The sequence below is a fragment of the Streptomyces sp. NPDC002838 genome (genome assembly GCF_040295365.1).
Taxonomy (GTDB): Bacteria; Actinomycetota; Actinomycetes; order Streptomycetales; family Streptomycetaceae; genus Streptomyces.
Window position 1 is genome coordinate 146,975 of record NZ_JBEOVF010000016.1, and the last position, 20,275, is coordinate 167,249.

General features: G+C 71.7%; 10 protein-coding genes. 4 read left to right on the forward strand and 6 right to left on the reverse strand.

The genetic code is table 11. From position 1 onward, the window contains the following. Genes ABT063_RS21825 through ABT063_RS21835 form a run of 3 tightly spaced genes read right to left on the reverse strand, consistent with a single transcriptional unit; the run spans position 1 to position 11,707 of the window. Positions 1–6,840, reverse strand: coding sequence for an SDR family NAD(P)-dependent oxidoreductase (locus ABT063_RS21825; protein ID WP_351059029.1), 6,840 nt, complete (start codon positions 6,838–6,840; stop codon positions 1–3). After that, the gene (locus ABT063_RS21830; RefSeq protein WP_351059030.1) at positions 6,837–10,913 is read right to left on the reverse strand and encodes a non-ribosomal peptide synthetase; all 4,077 of its coding nucleotides are present in this window, start codon (positions 10,911–10,913) and stop codon (positions 6,837–6,839) included. The genes ABT063_RS21825 and ABT063_RS21830 overlap by 4 nt, the downstream gene beginning before the upstream one ends. A gap of 59 nt (positions 10,914–10,972) precedes the next feature. Then, positions 10,973–11,707: a class I SAM-dependent methyltransferase gene (locus tag ABT063_RS21835; protein WP_351059031.1), complete on the reverse strand. Its 735-nt coding sequence runs from the start codon at positions 11,705–11,707 to the stop codon at positions 10,973–10,975. 446 nt (positions 11,708–12,153) lie between these two features. Between ABT063_RS21835 and ABT063_RS21840 the strand changes: the two genes are divergently transcribed. The 4 genes from ABT063_RS21840 to ABT063_RS21855 all read left to right on the forward strand — a co-directional run bounded on the left by ABT063_RS21840 (position 12,154) and on the right by ABT063_RS21855 (position 17,019). After that, the gene (locus ABT063_RS21840) at positions 12,154–13,623 is read left to right on the forward strand and encodes a Y4yA family PLP-dependent enzyme (RefSeq protein WP_351059032.1); all 1,470 of its coding nucleotides are present in this window, start codon (positions 12,154–12,156) and stop codon (positions 13,621–13,623) included. Further along, a complete protein-coding gene (locus tag ABT063_RS21845) occupies positions 13,620–14,939 on the forward strand; it encodes a pyridoxal-phosphate dependent enzyme (protein WP_351059033.1) in 1,320 nt (439 codons plus the stop codon). Before ABT063_RS21840 ends, ABT063_RS21845 begins: the two co-directional genes overlap by 4 nt. A gap of 1 nt (position 14,940) precedes the next feature. Next, the gene (locus ABT063_RS21850; protein WP_351059034.1) at positions 14,941–16,158 is read left to right on the forward strand and encodes an aminotransferase class V-fold PLP-dependent enzyme; all 1,218 of its coding nucleotides are present in this window, start codon (positions 14,941–14,943) and stop codon (positions 16,156–16,158) included. 93 nt (positions 16,159–16,251) lie between these two features. Next, on the forward strand, positions 16,252–17,019 hold the full coding sequence (locus ABT063_RS21855) for a methyltransferase domain-containing protein (protein ID WP_351059035.1): 768 nt from the start codon (positions 16,252–16,254) through the stop codon (positions 17,017–17,019). 81 nt (positions 17,020–17,100) lie between these two features. Here the strand turns inward: ABT063_RS21855 and ABT063_RS21860 are convergent, their stop codons facing one another. The 3 genes from ABT063_RS21860 to ABT063_RS21870 are packed head-to-tail and all read right to left on the reverse strand — an operon-like array spanning position 17,101 to position 20,274. Continuing rightward, entirely contained in the window at positions 17,101–17,973 is an 873-nt protein-coding gene (locus ABT063_RS21860; protein ID WP_351059036.1) for an anchored repeat-type ABC transporter permease subunit, read from the reverse strand. After that, the gene (locus ABT063_RS21865) at positions 17,970–18,713 is read right to left on the reverse strand and encodes an anchored repeat-type ABC transporter ATP-binding subunit (RefSeq protein WP_351059037.1); all 744 of its coding nucleotides are present in this window, start codon (positions 18,711–18,713) and stop codon (positions 17,970–17,972) included. The genes ABT063_RS21860 and ABT063_RS21865 overlap by 4 nt, the downstream gene beginning before the upstream one ends. After that, the gene (locus ABT063_RS21870; protein ID WP_351059038.1) at positions 18,706–20,274 is read right to left on the reverse strand and encodes a TIGR03773 family transporter-associated surface protein; all 1,569 of its coding nucleotides are present in this window, start codon (positions 20,272–20,274) and stop codon (positions 18,706–18,708) included. The genes ABT063_RS21865 and ABT063_RS21870 overlap by 8 nt, the downstream gene beginning before the upstream one ends. Position 20,275: the final 1 nt, after the last annotated feature.

Sequence of the window (20,275 nt, forward strand, 5' to 3'; positions counted from 1 at the left end):
TCAGCTGTTCTGGAGCGGCCCGGCGGATACGGCGGCGAGCGCCCGGTCGGTCAGGGCGGCGATCCGGGCTGCCGCCGGCCCGGTCAGCAGCGAGTAGTGGTGTCCGTCGACGGCCACCTCGTCGACCGGGCCGGACACATGGGGCCGCCAGCCCAGGCAGGCCAGGTCGGGGGCGTCGTCGACCCCCATGCCGACTCCGGCGTTGCTCGGGGACGGCTGGGTGGCACGGAACATCAGCAACCGGGTGCCGGGGTCGGCGAGCCGACCCGCCTTGTGATCGCCCAGGGCACGGAGGTGGCGTTCGAAGACCCTCAGGCGTACCTCGGCGGTCTCCCGGGGGCCGACGAGGCCGGCCTCGCGCAGCCGTGCGGCCACCACGGACCGGGCAGCCCGGGACGGCGTACGGAGCAGCCGGGCGGCTTCGTCCTGACCGAGGCCGAGATCCATGTCGAGGAACGCCTCCAGCGACCGCAGATACCGCACGGCCGCGATCGCCGCGTCCTCGTCGGGGCCCGCTCCGCCGAGCGGCGTGATGCGGTCCGGCACATTCGAGTCGATCATCAGGAGGAGATCGGTGCGCTCTCCCCGACGTTCCAGTTCGCAGGCCATGGCATGGGCGAGGGTGCCGCCCATGGACCAGCCGCCCAGGAGGTACGGACCGTTCGCCTGGTACGGGCGCAGGGCCGCCAGATACTGCTCGGCCATACCGGCGATGTCCTCGGCGGCCGTTCCTCCGGTCAGTGCCGGATCGGCGAGCGCCACGACGCGCCGCCCGTCCGTGAGCGGCTTGGCCAGTTCGCCGTAGCACAGCACGTCGCCACCGGAGGGGTGGACCAGGAACAGCGGCCGGTCGGTGTTGCCGTCGCGCAGGAGCAGTGCGATGTCGAGGTCATCGGCGCTGTTCAGGAGAGCGGGACCGGCCGGCTGCCGCCTCGGCGGCTGCGTCGCCGCGCGACGTTCCGGCGCTGCGGGCGCCTGCCGCCCGCCTGGTTCCGCACCCGCCTGCCGCCTCGTGTCGGCTTCCCAGGCGGCCTGGCTCTGAGCCAGGCGGCGTATGCGTGCGACGTACGAGGCGAACGCCCTGTCCGCCTCGTCGGCCGGCAACTCGCTCTCGAGCACGTCCCACTGGAGCAGCAGCGCGCCGTGCTGTTCGAGCACCTGATGGTCCAGCCAGGTCTGCGGGGTGCTGCTCACCCCGTACACCGCAGTGCCGGCCCAGTCCAGGTCGTGGCCTCCGCCGAGCGGACCGGAAAGGCCCAGGGCGCTGGTGAACACGACGGGCACGGATTCGGTGCGCCCGGTACGGGTGGACTTCTCGGCGAGCAACTCCAGCGCGGAGAACTCCCGGTGGTCCAGATCCTCGAACAGCGAGCGCTGTGCACGGGTGGCCGCATCGGCGAAGCAGGTGTCGTTCGACCTGTCCACCGTGTGGAGCATCAGGGAGGTGAAGTCGCCGACGACCTCGTCCGCGCCGGGCAGATCGGAGGGCCGGTCGAACAGCGTGAGTGTGAGAGCGAACCTGTCCTGACCCGACCAGTCGGCGAGAGCGTCCCCATAAGCGGCGAGCAGGACGGCGGTCGGTGTCAGGCCGCGCCGGGCCGCCTCGGCCTTGAGTGACGCCCAGTCGTCCGGTTCGAGCCGTGCGCTGCGGCGCCCGAAGCGGGGACGCGTATCGGGCTCCGGGGCGCGCAGCGGCAGCGCGGGAGCACCGGGCACGCTGTCGATCCGCGCCCGCCAGTAGGCCGCGGCGCGTGCGCGTTCCGGGGACTCGGCACGCTGCTCCAGGGCGGCCACGCACTCGGCGAACGTCGTGCGTACCGGTGGGAGCCGGAGTTCCGGGTCCCGGTACAGGGCGCACAGTTCCCGGTCCCAGATCAGGTAACTGGCGGTGTCGCACACGAGGACGTCCACGTTGACGAACAGGCGCACGATGTCGCCGGGCAGGCGGGCTGCCCTGATGTCGACCAGTGGCCAGCGCCCGGGACGCGGCTCCCGGCGGACGAGGCGGGTACGGATCTGTTCGAGCTTGTGAGCGCGCTCCTCCTCGCCCAGCGCGCTCAGGTCCTGGACGCGGATGCGGTAGCGGGGCACCCGGTCCAGTACCCGGTTGCGTCCCTCGGGGGAGATGACCGCGCGGAGCATCGGGTGGCGGGCGATCACACGGTTCCATGCCTCCTCGTAGCGCGCGGTGTCCAGGCCGGGGCAGTCGTACTCCAGATGGAACGAGCAGGGCACGTCTCCGAGCCGGTAGCCTCCCGAGCCGCCGACCCAGTAGGCGTGCTGCACCCGGGTGAGTGGGAACTCGCCCGCGGCACCGGTCGGTTGCTTCGGCGCGGTGCGGGTTTCGGCCTCCGGTGGTACGGCCGGCACTTCCGGCTCGTCGTCGCCGCCGGGATCTGCCGCTCCGCCGGGCGCGGGTATCAGGGGGGCGAGTGCCGCGACCGTGGGCCGGGTCAGAAGGTCTTGCAGGCGTAGTTCGGCTCCCCGTTCGTCGCGCAGCCTGGCCAGCATGCGGGTGGCCAGCAGGGAATGGCCGCCGAGGGCGAAGAAGTCGGCGTCGCGGTCGGTCACGGGGAAGCCCAGCAGTTCGGACCACAGAGCGGCCAGTACTTCCTCGGCGGCGCCCCGGGGCGCGGATCCTCCCTGCTGCGGGGTGCCGCCCGGCGACTCCCGGCCCGGTGCGACGGTCGGGACGCCTGCGGTACGGCCGGCCAGATCCGCCGGAGAGACGGCCAGGCACGCGGGTGCGCGGCCCTCCTCGGCGAGGCTGAGCAGCCGGTCCACGGATCGCATGCCGTCCCGCAGGCCGATCGAGTGGCGTGAGGCGACCACCCGTTCGGTGCCGCCGGGGCCTATCCGCCAGCCGTCCCAGGCCACGCTGATCCAGCGCTCGCCGGAGTCCTTCCGTTCCGCGTCCTCTCGTTCGGCCAAGGCGTCGAGAAAGCGGTTGGCCGCGGCGTACGGGGCCAGCCCCAGGCCGCCGACGAAGGTGGTGGCCGACGACATCAGCAGAACGTTCGCGGGGTGCAGGTCGTCCGGCAGCCCGTGCAGGGCGGATCGCAGCGCCATCGCCGCCGACACTTTCGCCCGGGCGTGCGCTCGCACGGTCTCCTGCTCCACGGCGCGCAACGGGGCCACCGCGGCCGAGGCCACGACACCGGCCGCGTGCACCACCAGGTCGAGCGGACCGTACTGCTGTGACACGGTCCGCAGAAGGACGGCCGTGGCGTCTGCGTCCGCCGCGTCGACGGCCCGTACGTCGAGTTCGACGCCGTCCTCCCGCAGCCGTCGTACGGCCTCGGCCCGATCGGCCTGCGGAGTTCCCGGCACCGGGTCGCAGGGCAGTCCGTCGCGGCCGGTGACCACGACCCGCCAGCCGTTGCGTACGAGATGGGCGGAGAGGGCCATGCCGACGTCGCCGAGTCCGCCGATCACAACGGCGGTTCCGCCGTCCCGCGCCTGCTCGGATGCCGTGGGGTGCCACGGGGTGACGCCACGAACCCAGCGGTGTCCGCCGCGGTACGCGGCCTCCACACCACTCGGCTCTCCGGAGGCAAGGGCACCCGCCTCCGCGCACACCCTCCGAACGTCCTCGCCACGTACCGGTCCGGTCGGAAGGTCGAGGGTGCGCCAGCGCAGCCCTGGAAACTCCTGGGCGAGGACGCGGGGGACGGCCAGCGATGCGGCGCCCTCCGGTATCGGGCGGTCGCCGCTTTCCACGTGGTGCGCGCCGACACTGACGTGGAGCAGGCATGCGTTGCCGGCCCAAGGGGCGGCGGCCCGGGCGAGCCGCGCGTACCGCAGGACCGACTCGGTGACCCGGTCGGCCGGATCGGCGAACGCCTCCTGGTGGACCCGGTCGTCCTCGCCGTACGTATCGACCAGGACCAGGCCCGCACAGGGCAGTGACGGTTCTGCGGCTGCCTGCGCGAGGGTGACGGGCCGGGCCCCGGCGGCCGCGAGTTGCTCACAGACCTTGCTCAGCAGCGGGGAGTCCGGGTCGCCTTCGACGAGCCAGCGGCCCTCCAGTCGCGGGGGTGCGTCGGCGGGCGGCGTCCGGTGCCACACCGGCACCTGGAACGGCTCCTCCTCGTCGGGCTCGGCAGCGGAGGCGTACGGCACGGGCGAGTGACCGGGCCGTACGTCTTCGGGCTCGTCGATCCACAGGCGCCGCCGGTCGAAGGGCAGACCGGGCAGGGCGATCCGGCGCCGGCCGGGCCGGTGAAGGGCTTCGGGATCGAGCCGGACGCCGTGGGTCCACAGTTCGCCCGCGGCCGTGAGCAGGGCGGCCCGTGCTCCGCGGCGCTCGTCGCGCCCTGGCACGGTGGGCAGGGTGGCGACGACGTTCGCCGCCCCGTGCTGGCGGACGAGCTGCAACAGGCCGCTGCCGGGACCCACTTGGACCACGACCGCCGGTCCCGTGCCGAGCGCTGTGGTCAGAGCGTCGGAGAACCTGACGACGGACCGCAGATGGGGCACCCAGTGATCGGCCCCGGGCGGGGTCAGCAGTAGCTGCCCGGTGAGCGTCGTGGCGAGTGGCACGGCCGGGACGCCGGGTACGGTCGTCTCGGCGGCGGCGCGCAGCGCCGGCAGCACCGGGTCGACCAGCCGCGAGTGGGCGGCCGCGTCCAGGTGGAGCCGTGCGGTGTGGATGCTCTCGGCGGCCAGCCGGCGCTCGAGTACGGTCACCGCCTCGGCAGGTCCGGAGACCACGCAGGACCGCGGCGCGTTCACCGCGGCCAGGTCCAGCTCCGGACGGTCGCCCAGCAGCTTCACGACCTGGTCCTCGGGCAGCGCCACGGTCAGCATCGCGCCTCCGCCCGCGGTGCGGGACATACCGCGGGAGCGCACGTCGACCAAGGCGACGGCATCCGTCAGCCGGAGCGCTCCGGCCGCGACGGCGGCCGTGTATTCGCCGAGGCTGTGGCCGATGAGCGCGTCCGCCTCGATGCCCCAGGCGCGCAGTGTGCGTGCCGTGGCGAGCGAGACGGTGAACAGCGCCGGGAGCCCGTGCACGGGATCCCGCAGCAGCCTGGCGGCCTCCTCGTCCGAGGGAGCCGCGGCCAGGAGCGGGACAAGACCGGGGCCGGTGCCATCGCCACGCCCGTCGAAGAGCGCCGCACACTCCTCGACGGTGCGGGCGAACTCCGCCTCCTCGGCGAGGAGTTCACGCCCCATGCCCGGGTACTGGGCGCCGCCGCCGGGGAAGGCGAAGACGATTCTCGGCCTCGTGGGCGGGACGGCGCGCCGCGGTGCGGAGGCGAGGAGGCGGTGCGTGTCGCCGGGCGTCTCACCGAGCACCGCGGCGGTCCGGTGGGCCTGTTCACCGCGGCCGGTGTGCAGGGTGTACGCGGCGTCGGCCGTATCGACGTCCGGCTGGTCCAGGGCGGTGGCCGTGGCGTCGGCCAGGCCTTCCAGGGCGTCGTCGCGATGCGCGGACAGCAGGACCAACTGGGGACGGCCGTCCGCGGGGGCCATGGTGCGTTTCGGTGCGCTGCCCAGCACCACGTGGCAATTGGTGCCGCCGATACCGAAGGAACTGACACCCGCGTACCGCGGCCCGGCCCATGAATCGGCTCGATGCGGCACGGTGAACGGGGAGTTCTCCAGTTCGAGATCGGGGTTCAGGGGCAGGGCGCCGAGGGAGGGGGGAAGCACGCCGTGGTGCAGCGCGAGCACGGTCTTGGCGAATCCGGCGATTCCGGCCGCCGAGTTGGCGTGCCCGATGTTGCTCTTGACGGAGCCGAGGGCGCACCACGCGGGGCCGGTCTCGCCGAAGACCTTCTTCAGGGCTGCGAGTTCGACCACGTCGCCGAGTCGGGTGGCGGTTCCGTGGGCCTCGACGTAACTGATCATCCTCGGTGTGACGCCGGCGAGGGCGAGGGCCTCGGAGATCGCGCGCGCCTGTCCGCGCGGGGACGGCGCCGTGAAACCGGTGCGGTCCCCACCGTCGTTGTTCACCGCGGACCCGTGCAGGACGGCGAGGACCGGGTCGCCGTCGGCGAGGGCGTCCGCGAGGCGGCGCAGTACGGCGACGCCCACCCCCTGGCTGTGCACGATGCCGGTGCCCTCCGCGGAGAACGGACGCACCCGCCCGTCGACCGAGAAAATGCCGTCGGGCACATGGAGGTAGCCCCTGCCCTGCGGAACGATCAGCGAGGAACCGCCGGCCAGGGCGGTGTCGCACTCCCCCGCCAGCAGGGACTGCGCCGCCAGATGGACCGCCACGAGCGAGGTGGAGCAGGCGGTGCCGACCGAGAGGGCCGGTCCCGTGAGGGCCAGCCGGTGGGCGACATGCAGCGGCAGGTAGTCGCCGACGCCCGCGATCGCCGCCTGGAGACTGCCCACCGGGTCGGCGGCGGAGTTGGCGTAACGGCGAGCGAGGTGACGCGTCAGGTAGTCGCTGTGGGCGGCGCCGGCGAAGACTCCCACGGCACCTGCCCCGACGCCCGATCCGTGTCCGGCCCGTTCCAGCGCCCGCCAGCACGCCTCCAGGAACAGCCTCTGCTGAGGATCCATCACGGCGGCCTCGGCATCGGTGAGCCCGAACGGCTCCGGGTCGAACAGGTCCTGGCCGTCGATCAGCCCACTCACCGGCACATGCGCCGGGTTGCGCCGCAGCCGGGCCGGCAGACCGCTCTCGGCGAGTTCCTGCTCGGTCTGCCGGGTCAGCCCGCCGCGTCCCGTCGCGAGCAGGTCCCAGAAGGACTCGGTGTCCGGGGCACCCGGGAAACGGCAGTCGAGGGCGGTGACGGCGATCAGTTCGTCGTCTCCCCGGTCCACCGCCCGCGACGGGTAGCTCTGTTCAGACGGACAGCTCTGTTCAGGGGACTGGGTCATCCGGCGGTCTCCCGGGCAAGGGCACGCGCGGCGACCCGCGAGGCCCGGCGTGTCTGGGGTACGAGGTCGGCGGCACCGGCCTCCGAGGGCGCCGTGTGACGTGGGCCGCCTCCGGCTGGGGCCGCACCGGTCCCAAGCTGTGGACCAGGCGTCCGGCGGTGCAGTTCACTGATCCGGGCGGCGAGCGAGCCGACGTCGGCGTGCGCGAACATGTCGCCCAGCGCCAGTCGCGGGGCGATGCCCTGGCAGAGCCGGCGATGCGCCAGGACCAGGGTGAGCGAGGTCGCGCCCAGGGCGGCGAAAGTGCTGTCGGCCTGGACCGGGCTTCCCGTGAGATCCGCGAAGACGGACGTGACTTCGTCGAACACGGCCTGGTCCCGCACCGGGTCGGCGTGCTTCGCGACAGGCGGGAGGGAGACGGTGGCGTCCCGCACGGGGTCGGCAGGGGCGATGGAGGCCGTGGCGCCCGGAGAAGGGACCGGTCCGGCGACTGCCGTGTCCGGGGCAGCCGGACGGAGGACGACCTCAGCCAGTCCCCCGGTGGCGAGCCGTGGCTCGAGGGGGGCCGGCCCGGCCAGTTGCCGCACACGTCGCAGCCAGTACGCGGTCGCCTCCAGCGCCTGGTCGGGAGGAAGCACGCCGGGCCTGAGGACGATCGCGGCCTCGAGCCCGAGCGCGGCGGCCTCGTCGAGCGCTACGGCGGCCCACTCGGTACCGGTCTCTTGTGATGGCACGCCTGCCGCGGACCTCGGCCCGGCGGCCACCACGGGTTCCGCGGTCTCGGACAGGCCGTCGCTCCGGACCTCCTGCTCCCGGTACGGGCTCGCAAGGGCCGCATGGTCGATCTTGCCGTTGGCGGTGACCGGCAACTGGTCCAGGACGACGAACCGGCTGGGGATCATGTATTCGGGCAGCCGCTCACGCAGCGCGGCCGCCAGTTCTTCGGGAGACGGAGCCTGGGCGGTTCCCTTCGGTGACAGATGGGCGACGAGCCGCGGCCGCCCATCAGGTCCCCGCACGGACGAGGCGACGCACTGCCGCACGCCGGGATGCCGACCCAGCACCGCCTCGATCTCACCCAGCTCGATCCGATGCCCCCGGATCTTCACCTGCCGGTCGGCGCGGCCGAGGAACTCGATGGTCCCGTCCACCGTCCACCTGCCCAGGTCACCGGTGCGATAGAGACGCTGCCCGAGAACCGGGTGGATCGCGAAGCGCTCGGCGGTCTGGACGGGGTCGCCGGCGTAGCCGCGGGCCAGCCCGTCACCGCCGATGAACAGTTCACCGGCCTCACCGACGGGGCACGGCGCACCCTGCTCGTCCAGTACGTGGAAGGACTGGCCGCGCAGGGCCCGGCCGTAGGGGATGCTGCGCCAGCTCGGGTCGGTGTTCTTGACGGGATAAGTGATGGACCAGATCGACGCCTCGGTGGCGCCGCCCAGGCTCATGAACTCGGCCTGCGGGGCAAGTCTGCGCAGCCGCTCGGGCAGGGTCAGGGGGATCCAGTCGCCGGACAGCATCACCAGGCGCAGGGTGCGCAGGGCCTCGGCGGCTGCTTCCGCTTCCAGCTCCGCGTACTCGACCAGCATCTCCAGCAGGGCCGGGGCGGTGTTCCACACGGTGACGCCGTGACGTCCTGCCTGTTCCAGCCAGTGCTGCGGGTCACGCTGCCGCGCGGGGTCGGGGAGAACCAGGGAGCCGCCCGCGCCCAGGACGCCGTAGATGTCGAAGACCGACAGGTCGAAGCTGAGGGCGGACAGGGCGAGTACGCGGTCGTCGGCGTCGATGCCGAAGCGATCCACGATGTCGTCGATGGTGGTCCGGGCCGCGCGGTGCTGGATCTCGACGCCTTTCGGGCTGCCCGTGGAGCCGGAGGTGAAGATCGTGTAGGCGAGGTCGTCCGGGCTCGGCGTCTTGGCGGCCACGAGGTCTTCGGGGACGGCACGGCGTGCGGGCCGGCCCATGGCGGTCAGGCGGTGCACGGTGACACCCGGCGGCCAGGCGATCTTCACTCCGCGGCCGACCAGCGCGTGCCGGACACCGGCCCGTTCGCAGACGGCGGCGACCCGGGCGTCGGGCCACGTGGGCTCGATGGGCAAGTAGCCCGCCCCGGCGGCGCTGACCCCGAGGACGGCGGTGATCTGCGCGACGCCCTTCTCGCAGGCCACGGCCACGAGATCACCGGGCCCGGCCTGATGGGCGGTCAGCAGTGCGGCCGTGGCGGCGGCGTTCTCCGCGAGCCGACCGTGCGTGACGGCACCGGATGCCCCGTGCAGGGCAGGCCGCTGCGGGTACCGTCGGGCGGCTTCCTGCACCGGCGAGTGCAGCAGAGGCCCCGCGTCGGGGAAGGGCACGACGTCAAGAGGCTCTTCCGAACGGAAGGTCGGGTCCCAGCCCAGTGCGGGATCCCGCCACGCGGCGCTCTCCGCCAGTCTGCTCAGCAGCCGGACATGGGCGTCGAGCAGGGCCTGTACGTAACCGGCCGGGAACGCGCCGTCGACCCAGTCCCAGGCGAGCCGGAGCCGGCCGCCCTCATCCCACACGATGTGGTCCAGGAGGACCTGAGGGGTCTGCGAGATGCCGTAGACCTCCTCGCCGATCCACGCGGCGGGCGGCTCGTCATCACCGCAGAGGCCCACCCCGCTGGTGAACACGACCGGACAGCGGGGAGCGGGGGCGGTGTCGGAGCTCCGTGCGGGGACGTGGTCCCTGAGCACCTCCACCCCGGAGACCGAGCGGTGGTCCAGGTCTTCCCAGAAACATCGGTTGACCTCCGCGGCGTAGCCCGCGAACCCTTCCCAGCGGCCGGGCGTGAAGGGAGGTGTGCCGACGAGGGCGGTGGTGGTGAAATCGCCCACCGCATCGGCCGTCTCCCCCGATGTCTCGGGCCGGTCGAACAGGGTGGTGTTGAGGCATATTCGCTCACCGGCTCCCCAGCGGCCCAGCAGGACGGCGAAGGCGGCAAGCAGGGTGGCGGTCGGCGTGACGCCGAATTCCGCGCTGCGGGCACGAACGGCGGCCCACGTCGGCGCGTCGAGGGCCGCGGCACTCCGGACGAACCGGGGAGGCGTGGTGTCCTCCGCCTCGCGCAGCACAGGAAGACGCGGGGCGTCGGGGAGTCGGGGAGCGCGCTCGGACCAGTAGGCACGGTCGCGTGTCCGCCGTGCGGCCCACTCCGGATCGGTCGCACGGGCCTGCTGCATGCGCGCGAAGTCCGTTTCCGGAACCGGCAGTTGTGCGGTGGGATCGGTGACGAGCCGACCCCACTGGCGCATCAGGAGCATCCAGCCCGCGAGATCGGTGATGAGCACGTCCACGCCGACGTGGAGCCGTGTCCTGCCGTCCGGCAGCAGCGCCGCGTGGATGTCGAAGAGCGGCCAGGTGCCGGTGGGCCTCACCTGGTGCGAGCGTTCGTGGCGAAGTCGGGACAGCGCGAGGTCGGCGTCGTCCGGGGAGGCGTTCCGCAGGTCGGTGGTGCCGATACGGTAGGGCCCGACGTCGGCGAGGATGCGCTGCCGGCCGCGTTCGTCCACGGTCATACGGAGCATCGGGTGGTGCTCGATCAGCCGGTTCCAGGCTGCTTCCAGGCGTCCGAGATCCGCGAGGGGATCCTCGGCGACGCGGTCGTACTCGTAGTAGTAGAAGGTGGCCACCCCTCCGAGAGGCAGCCCCTGCTGCCGGCCGACGAAGTAGGACGCCTGAATGGGCGTCAGGGGGAAGGGGCCGCCGTCGTCCTGCGGACTCCCGGCGGAGGCATCGGCCTGGGTGCCGCCCGGCGCCGCTCGCTCGCCCGGTCTCCGGGCCTGTTCTTGAGAAGGTGCCTCCCGCACCTCGGCGGCGAGCCGGTTCGCGATGTCCTGAGCAGTGGCGCCGTTGAGGAAGGTCGTGAGGGGGAGATCGGCATCGGTGCGCTCGCGGATCCGGCGCCGCAGCCGCACAGCGGTGAACGACTCCAGTCCCAGAGCCGACAAGGCTGTGTCCGGCGTGATCAAGTCGCTCTGCATGCCGAGGACTTCGCCGATACATTCGATGGTGCTTGCGAGGACGTCTTCGGCAGGGACGAGCTGACTCATCCGGCCTCCGCTCCGTGGAAGATGTGGACGGTGTGATGGGTCGTTTCGGACACCAGGCGTTACTCGCCCGGGCGAGTCAGGAGGTGCAGCCCGAGGTCGGGCTTCCCTACGGGCCGCATGACCAGCCCGGCTTCGGCGGCCTCCGCGGCCAGCCGGCTCTCGCTCGCCACCCACCAGCGGTAGTCGACCGTGACCTCGGACAGCGGTAGACCGTCCCGAAGGACGCGGTAGTCCATCCGCCAGGTGATCTCGTCCTCCCCCGAGGGCTCCGCGGTGGCCCACCCTTCGTAGTGGAGGGCGCCCACGGTCGCCGAAGCCATCCGGGTGCGCGGAATCGGCTCGGGTGCGAAGGGCGGAGTGATACTGACGATGAATGCGCCGCCGGGTGCGAGACGGCGTGAGGCGCTCCCCCACAGGACTCGCCGTTCGGCCGGCGGCAAGTGACCCAGCACGTTCACCGCGACCATCGCGCGCAAGCCGTCAGGGAGTGAGGCGTGAACGGCGTCTTCCGCCAACACCGTCACGCGCTCGCGCAGTTGAGGGGCGTCGTGGACGCGCGCCAGCAGCACGGCGCGCATGGCGGAAGAGGGCTCGACGGCCAACACGGGGTCATCGCCCGGAAGCGCGGCACAGATCACCTGGACTCCCCGGCCGGTGCCGGCCCCGACATCGACTACCGGTCCGGGCCCCGCCTTCACCTGCTGAAGCGCTTCGGCCAGCGCCGGGCCAAGGGCCTGCCATGTCCCGGCGATCAAGAGGTCGAGGTACTCGGCCGAGCGTTCGTACGGATCCAACACTGCAACCCCCGGAGCTAGATAAACACGATTGTCATTTTCATCTGAATGAGACGCAGGCGCAAGGCCAGGGCATGCTGTCACTCTTGGCCGAAACCCAAGACAGGCACCCCTCCCGGCGCCAACTGCGCCACATACGCCCCTTTTGGCTGTCCTGTGACGCAGCGCATAACGAACTTTTCAGACGTGAGAGCGATTACGGACCCGGGAGCGGATGGCCGAAAACCGATCCGCCGGCGGGAACGTCAGCGGCCTTCGCGGGTACGGCAGCGCGCCGCCGGGAACCACGGCGTCTCCGCGTCAACCCTGCCCTTGCGGTACGACACCGGCGCCTCGGGGCGTAAGGGAGCGCACGTGAGGGAAAGGTGCTATACGGCGAACCGCGGGAGGAAGTGTCGGCCGCGCTCGGCATGCCGGACCTTGGCATTCTCAGGGAAGGGACACGCATGGGCAGGCCCTTGTATCTGGAACCCCGACTCGGTCCCCGGTTGCAATCCCTGCTGCGGTCCCCCGACTTACTGCACACGCTCACAGACGCGCTGGGATCACCGCTCAACGTGCTGGTGCCCGACCAGATCGCCGAGAATCTGGAGCGGTTCCGGTCTGTGTACCGCAAGCACCACCTGTCCGGCCAGGTCTTCTTCGCCCACAAGGCCAACCGGTCAAGTGCCCTGGTGCGACGGCTCGCCGCGACGGACGCGGGCGTGGACGTGGCGTCACTGGGCGAACTGCAGCACGCTCTCGGCGGCGGTTTCGTGTCCGACCGGATTCTGGCCACCGGACCCAAGAACCCGGAGTTCCTGTGGCTGGCCGTCCGCGCCGGGGTGACCGTGAGCGTCGACTCGGTCGGCGAGCTGGAGCAGCTCGCCGGGCTGGTCCGCAAGCACGCCCTCCCCCGCGCCCGCGTCCTGCTGCGGTTGTCGGGGTTCGAGGCATCCGGCGTGAGGGTGCTGAGCCGACGCAGTCGCTTCGGCTCGCCCGTACCGGAAGTGGACCGCCTGTTGGAGACGGTCGAACGGCACGGTGACACGGTCGAACTGCACGGCGTGGCCTACCACTTGGACACCACGAGTCTTACCGAGAAGGCAACGGCCCTTGAGGGCTGCCTCACGGTTCTGGAAGAGTGCCGGAGCCGGGGGTTGCGTCCGCGGGCCGTGGACGTCGGTGGCGGATTCGGCGTCAACTACCTCGCCCACTCCGAGCAGTGGGAGCGGTACACGACGGAGCTCACGGGCGCCGTTCTGGGCAGGCGCCCGCCCTTGACCTGGCAGGGGCACGGTTACGGGCTGCGCAACGAGGCCGGCACACTGCGGGGAACGCTGGGGCTGTACCCGGCACACCGGCCGATCGCCGGTGAGCGGTACCTGGACGAACTGCTGGCGCACCCCGCCGCCTCGCTGGGCGGCCGGCCGCTGGCCACGCTGCTGCTGGAGCACCTGTACGACCTGCATGTCGAACCCGGGCGGGCCCTGGTGGACCAGTGCGGGATCACGCTGGCGACGGTACTCGAGGTACGCGATTCCGGCGCCGGTGATGACCTGCTGGTGCGGCTGGCGCTGAAGGCCGAAGACGTGGCCCTCGAAGAGCACGGGGTGCTGATGGACCCCGTCGTCATTCCCAAGGACGGCACCGGAGTCCCCGCCGACGCGGAACCTGTGGGTGTCCATCTCTTCGGCAGTCTCTGCCTGGAGACCGACCTGATCACCCGGCGCACGGTCTTCCTTCCGCGTCGGCCGGAGCCGGGCGATCTGATGGCCTTCGCGAACACCGCCGGCTACGCCATGGACTTCCACGCCGGCCACGCACAACACCAGCCCGTCGCCCGGAAGGTCGCCGCCTGGCAGGACGGCGGCTCATGGCGTTGGAGCCTCGACGAACAATACTGGCCGACGACGCCCTCAGGGGGACATGAGTGAGGTACGACAGCATCACCGAGGTCATAGGCAACACCCCTCTGGTGCGCATCGACCCGACCGTCACAGGTCTGCGGAACATCGACCTGTTCGCCAAACTGGAAATGCTCAACCCCTTCGGCTCGGTCAAGGACCGGGCCGCCTGGAACATGGCGCGCCCCCACCTGGCCGACGCGGTCGAACACGCAAGCCAGATCGTCGAACTCTCCAGCGGCAACACGGCCAAGGCCCTGGCCGTCATCGCCGGAATGCACGGCCTGACCTTCAAAAGCGTCACCAACCGCATGCGAGTGCCGGAGATCAAGGACCTGCTCCTGCTGTTGGGCGCGGAGATCGAGGAGCTGCCAGGACAGAGCGAATGCCTCGACCCGACCAACACCGACGACCCGCTCACCCTTTTCCACCACGCCCTCGCCGAGTCCGGCAACGCCTATCTGCACACCGACCAGTACTTCAACCCCCGTAACACCGAAGCCCATCTGACCGGCACCGGCCCGGAGATCGTCAAGGACCTGGACGGCCGCGCCCCGGACTGGTTCATCGCCTGCGTGGGCACGGCCGGCTCCTCCACCGGCGTGGCCAGGGTGCTGCGCGAGCAGGACCCGCGGGTACAGGTCATCGGGCTGGTGGGGGGCAAGTCCGACTTCATCCCGGGCATCCGCACCATCGACGAGGTCCACGAAGTCGGCCTGTTCGACCCGGACACGTACGACACGATGGAGACGGTGAGCGCCGACGAGGCCATCGACGGGATGCTCACCCTGGTCCGCCGCTGCGGGATGCTGGCCGGACCCACCGGCGGGGCGGCCTACTTCGGGGCGGTGCGCCATCTGCGCGAGGTGGACGCTCAGCTCACCGAGCGTCAGACAGCCGTCTTCATCGTCTGCGACCGTGTCGAGAGCTACCTGAGCTACGTCCGGCAGCGCCGGCCCGACCTGCTGGGCCGGCCGCGCCGGAAGAACTCGGTGGCCGACCTGTCCGCCGCCGAAGTGCGCGCCGCCCCGGCCGTCGGGGTGGCGGACGCCCAGCGGTGGATCGCCGAGGACGGGCCGCTCGTGGTCGACCTGCGCAGCCCGTTCGCGTACGCGGCACTGCACATCGATGACTCGGTGAACATCGTCGACGAGCTGTTCGACGAACTCCTGCGGGGCGGCCTGCCCTTCAGCCGGAGCCGGCCGGTGCTGCTGGCCTGTCCGGTGGGCGAGAAGTCCGCCCAGTACGCGGCACTGCTGACCCGCATGGGACATCCGGACGTCCGCAGCCTCGCCGGCGGCATCGTCGCCTGGCGCGATGCGGGCGCGCCCCTGGTCCGGGACTGACATGACCGTCACCTCGGCCCGGGAAAACGGCATGGGCTTCCCCGAGGACCTGCGCGACTGGCAGCGCGAGCTGCGCGCCCAGTTCCCGATCATCACGGCCCATCCGGAGCTGGCCTACCTGGACAGCGCGGCCACCTCCCAGAAGCCGCAGGCCGTGCTGGACGCCGCCCAGACCTACCTCACCACCGCCAACGCCAACGCCGGCCGCGGCACCTACACCTGGGCCAACCGCACCACGGAGCTCGTGGAGCGAACCCGGGACCGCGTCAAGCAGTTCCTGGCCGACCCGGCACCGGAACGCTCCGCCGCGCACTTCACCAGCGGCACAACCGAGGGACTGCGCACGATCGCGCGCGACTGGCTGACCTCGTACCTCACCGACGGGGACGAGATCGTCGTCCCCGTCGCCGACCACCAGGCGAACATCGCACCCTGGCTGGAGACCCAGCGGCTCCTGGCCAGTCAGGGGGTGCGCGTCCACATCCGTCAGATGCCGTATCAGCCCGGTTCCCACGACTACGACCACAACGCGCTGGCGGCGCAGGCCGGCCCTCGGACGCGGTTCGTCGCCGCCACCCATGTGCACCACGTCTACGGCGGGAACATGAACATCCACCGCATCCGCCAGGCGGTCGGCCCGGATGCGGTCATCTGCCTCGACGCCGCCCAGAGCATCGGCCATCTGCCGGTGTCCGTGGCCGACCTGGACGTCGACTTCGTCGTCTTCTCCGGACACAAGGCCCTGGCCCTGCCCGGCTCCGGAGCGGTCTGGGCCCGTCAGACGCGCGGCCCGGCCTTCACGCCCGGCGGGTGGAACGGCACCCCGAACACCGCCGGCATCGCCTCCCTGGCCGCCGCGCTCGACTGGCTGGAGGCCGCCGGCACCGACCGGATCGAGCGCTGGACCGTGGCCCTTGCGGCCCGGCTCACCGAAGGACTGCGCCACCTGGACGCCTACGAGATCCTCGGCTGCCACCTCAGCCTGGCCGCCGACTCACCCGTCCAGCAGCGACAGGGCATCGTCACCTTCCGGCACGGCGACATCGACTCCGGTGACCTGGGCTTCATCCTCTTCAGCCACGGCTTCATGATCCGCTCCGACAACCACTGCCAAGGCAGCTCGGGCGAGACGACCGGTTCGGTCCGCGTCAGCATGCACCTGTACAACACCCCTGAGGAAATCGACCGGTTGTTGTCCATACTCGCCGGCCTTCAGTGACACGCCACCCATGTGTGAATGGGAACCGTTTTCAGCTGTAGGGTGCTGAGGAGTTCCGGAAGACAGGTGCGAACGGCGAGGTGGCGCGACCGGATGGGGCTGAGCATGGCGACGGCCGAACTGTGGGTGGAGCGCTGGGAACGCCAGCAGCAGCGGTACGCCGTCGGCCGCGAGGAGCGGTTCACCGTGATCGCCGACATCGTCGAGCACATCACGGCCGGCCGGGCGGCCACGCCCCTCGTACTCGACCTCGGCTGCGGACCCGGCTCTCTGGCGGCACGGCTGGCCCGTCGGCTGCCGGACGCGGAGATCGTGGCCGTGGACATGGACCCCCTGCTGCTGGAGCTCGCCCGCACCCATCACGGCTCTGCCGCCCGTTACGTCGAGGCGGTCGTCGGCGAGACCGGCTGGATCCAGGCCCTGGGCCTCGACCGCCCCCTCGACGCGGCCGTCTCCACGACCGCGCTGCACTACCTCTCCCCGGACGCACTGCAGCACACGTACCGGCAACTCGCCGCGCTGCTGCGCCCCGGCGGCGTCCTCGTCAACGGCGACCACCTCCCGCCGGAGGGCGGCCCCGAGGCCGCCGGAATCGTCACCCACGTCGCACGACGCGGGGCGGAGCGGCAGCAGGCATTCGCCCACGAGGACTGGGGATCCTGGTGGGCGGCCGTGGCCGACGACTCGGAGCTGGCGGACCTCCTCGCCGCACGCCGCCACAAACAGCCGCGGAACGGCACGGGCGGAGGAACCGGGCTGCCCCTGTCCGCGCATGTACGGCTGCTGCGGCAGGCAGGTTTCACGCATGCCGGTCCGGTCTGGCAGTACGGCAACAGTTACGTGGTGGTGGCGACCCGCTAGGCGACGCACCGTACACAGCACTCCCGTCCGGTGACACTTCGACGGCCGGCCCCCGTGGTTGATGGGCCGGCCGTCGAAGTGTCACCGTCCGGCGGGTACGAGGGTGGCCCCGTCCGGACGCCGGATGCGCTTCGCGAGCAGGCCGTGGCGCGGTGCCAGGCACCAGGTGAGGACGAACAGGCCGGTGAGGACCACGACCACCGAGCCGCCCGCGGCCAGGTCGTAGGTGTAGGAGACGTACAGGCCCGCCACGCTTCCGGCACAGCCGATGAGCGACGCCAGCAAGGTCATCGCCCACAGTCGTTCGGTGAGCATGCGGGCGGCGGCCGCGGGGGTGATGAGCAGGGCGAGGACGAGGATGTTGCCGACCGCCTCCAGGGACATCACGATCGTCGTGGTCACGACGACGTAGAGCGCCAGGTCGAGGCGGAACACCGGCAGGCCCGCGGCACGTGCCGCCTCCCGGTCCAGGCTGACGGCGACCAGTTCCTTGCCGATCGCGAGCACGACGAGCACGAGTACGGCCCCGATGGCGGCCACGGTCCACACGTCCGCCGTGCTGACCGCGAGGACCTGCCCGAAGAGAAAGGACGACAGGTCGGTTGTCCAGCTGTCGCGCGTGGAGACCAGGACGATGCCGAGTCCGAAGGCGAAGGCGAAGAAGACACCGATGACGGTGTCCTCCTTGAGCCGCCGGTTCTGGGAGACGAAGGCGATCAACACGGCCGTCGTGATGCCGGCCGCGGCGCCGCCGAGGAGCAGGTTGCCCTCGAAGGCGTAGGCGAGCGCGACGCCCGGAAAGGCCGAGTGGGCGACCGCGTCACCGATGAACGCCATGCCGCGCAGCACGACATACACGCCCACCACTCCGCACACCAGGCCGATGACCGCGGCGACGGCGAACGCTCGCTGCATGAAGGGCAGTTGCCAGGGGTCGGTGAGGAACTCGATCACGCTACGGCTCCGATCGCGCGGTCCAGGCCGAACGCCCGCAGCATCTGGTCGGGGTCGGCGAGGAGTTCGGGACCGCCCTCTGCGACGACCGTGCGGTTGATCAGCGCCACCCGGTGGCAGGTGCGGGCGGCGGCCGCCAGGTCGTGGGTGGTCATCAGCAGCGCCCTGCCTTCCGCGGCCAGCCGGCCGAACAGTTCGTTCAACAACTCCTGGGTAGGTACGTCGACTCCGGTGAAGGGCTCGTCCAGGAGCAGGATGCGCGGGCCGGCAGCCAGGGCCCGGGCCACCAGGACCCGCTGCCGCTGGCCACCGGACAGCTCGCCGACGGGGCGTCGGCGCAGTTCTGCAAGCCCGGTCAGCTCCAGCGCCTCGTCCACCGCCGCCCGGTCCGCTGCGCCCGGGCGGCGAAGCCAGCCCATCTGCCGGGTGCGGCCGGTGAGGACCGCGCCCGCGATGTCGATGGGGAAGTCCCAGGCGAACTCGTGCCGTTGGGGCACGTATCCGATGCGCTGCCCGGCCCTCCGCCCGGTCCGTCCCTCGACGGCCACCTCTCCCCCGGCCAGCGGCACCAGCCCGAGCACGGCCCGCAGCAGAGTCGTCTTCCCGGCGCCGTTGGGCCCGATGAGCCCGACCAGTTCGCCCGCGTCGACGGTCAGGTCGGCCCGCTCCAGGGCGGTCCTGCCACCGAGGACGACGGTCGCGCCGGTGACCCGCAGCAGCGGGTCCGATCTGTCAGCCACGTGCGGTCCTCCTTCGCCGGGCGGCGAGGAAGGACGCGGCGCCCACGGCGGTGAGGGCGACGGCGGCCGAGCCCAGGAGCAGGGCCTGACCGGCGCCGGTGGAGGCCATCGTGCCGTCGCTGGAGTCGTCGGTCGAAGAGCCGCCCGTGGAGCCGGAGTCGGACGCGGAGCCTGCCGTGTCCGAGGAAGAGGAATCGGATGTCCCGGAGGACCCGGCGGTCCCGGAGGTTCCCCTGCCGGAGCCGTCGCCCGGCGTCACCTTTCCGGGGTCGGTGTCGCCGACCGCGAACGTCACCGTCTCCGTGTCGGAGACCTTCGTACCGTTGGCCAGCGTGCCGCTCATCTTGAAGGTCAGCCGGTACGTCCCTTCCTTGGTGAAAGCCCATCCGCCGTGCGCGTGCGTGTTGGCGGGCACGTCGAAGGAGTCCGGCACCCCGTCCTTGCTGTTGAACAGGACGTTCGCGCCCGACATCGCGTCGTACGTGTAGAGCGCGTAGGTGCCCGGACCCTCGACTGCCGTGAGCGAGAACTCCACACCCCCCTTGGTCGCCCCGGCCTCGATGTTGTCCGTCGACCAGCCGGGCCACAGCAGCCCCTCCTGCTGCACCTGGTCGAGCAGCCACACCGGGTCGCCGCCCTTTCCGAGGAACGCGAACTCGTCTCCCGCCGGCAGGGTGTTCTTTGCCGCGGGCTTGACGTGCAGGACCACGGAGGAGGGCTCGCGCCAGCTCGTCTTCCCCGAGACCGTGCCGTCCTTGATGTGGATCTGCAGCTTGTCGTCGACGACGCGGGCGGCGAAGTCGACGTGGCCCTCGTCGAGGACCTTCTTGTCGGACACGACGTCGGTGGCAGCCGTGGTGGCGACCAGGGCGGTGCGCCGCTCGGCCTCGACCGCCTCCGTCACGGCCTTCCCGACCGCCGTCGGAGTCTGCGCCTCCTCCGCGGTTTCCTCCGCAGGGGCCTCTTCGGCGACCGGCTCCTCGGTGGCCGTGTCCTCCCCGTCCGCCGTGTCCCCGACCACCACCGTGTACACGGTCCCGACGGACAGCTCTCGCCCGTCCGCCGCCGTGGCCTCCGCGGTGAAGATGACCTGGTACGTGCCGTCCTCGCTGAACTCCCAGCGTGTCTCGCCCTGGTGGCCCACCGGGAGCTCGTGATCGTCCGGCAGCTTGTCCGAGCTGTCGAACAGCAGCGCGTCCTCGGCGCCGTCGCCTCCCTCCTCGTCCTCGTCCTCGTCCGAGTACACCTTCAGCTCGCCCGGACCGTCGAGCCCGGTCAGCGACCACCGCACGGTGTCCCCGGCCATCGCTCCGTCGGGCACGCCGGTGGTGTCCCACCCGGGCGCCGAGGCGTCTGCCACGTCCGCGTCGTCGACATCGATCACATGGGCGCCGTGCGCGGGATCCAGGGTCAACGCCCCGTCCGCGTAGGCGATCCGGCCGAGTCCGGGTCCTGCGGTACGTGCCGTACTGTCGTCCGCGACTGCGACCCCACCTCCCGCCAGTCCCACCGGTGTGGCCGCGAGGACCACCGCCACGGCGACCCGCTGAATCCTCCGCATG

What these genes read in the sequence shown, in the direction of transcription:
- ABT063_RS21825 (WP_351059029.1), bottom strand. Translation starts at nt 6,840, where the DNA reads ATGACCCAGTCCCCTGAACAGAGCTGTCCGTCTGAACAGAGCTACCCG.
- ABT063_RS21830 (WP_351059030.1), bottom strand. Translation starts at nt 10,913, where the DNA reads ATGAGTCAGCTCGTCCCTGCCGAAGACGTCCTCGCAAGCACCATCGAA.
- ABT063_RS21840 (WP_351059032.1), top strand. Translation starts at nt 12,154, where the DNA reads ATGGGCAGGCCCTTGTATCTGGAACCCCGACTCGGTCCCCGGTTGCAA.
- ABT063_RS21850 (WP_351059034.1), top strand. Translation starts at nt 14,941, where the DNA reads ATGACCGTCACCTCGGCCCGGGAAAACGGCATGGGCTTCCCCGAGGAC.
- ABT063_RS21855 (WP_351059035.1), top strand. Translation starts at nt 16,252, where the DNA reads ATGGGGCTGAGCATGGCGACGGCCGAACTGTGGGTGGAGCGCTGGGAA.
- ABT063_RS21870 (WP_351059038.1), bottom strand. Translation starts at nt 20,274, where the DNA reads ATGCGGAGGATTCAGCGGGTCGCCGTGGCGGTGGTCCTCGCGGCCACA.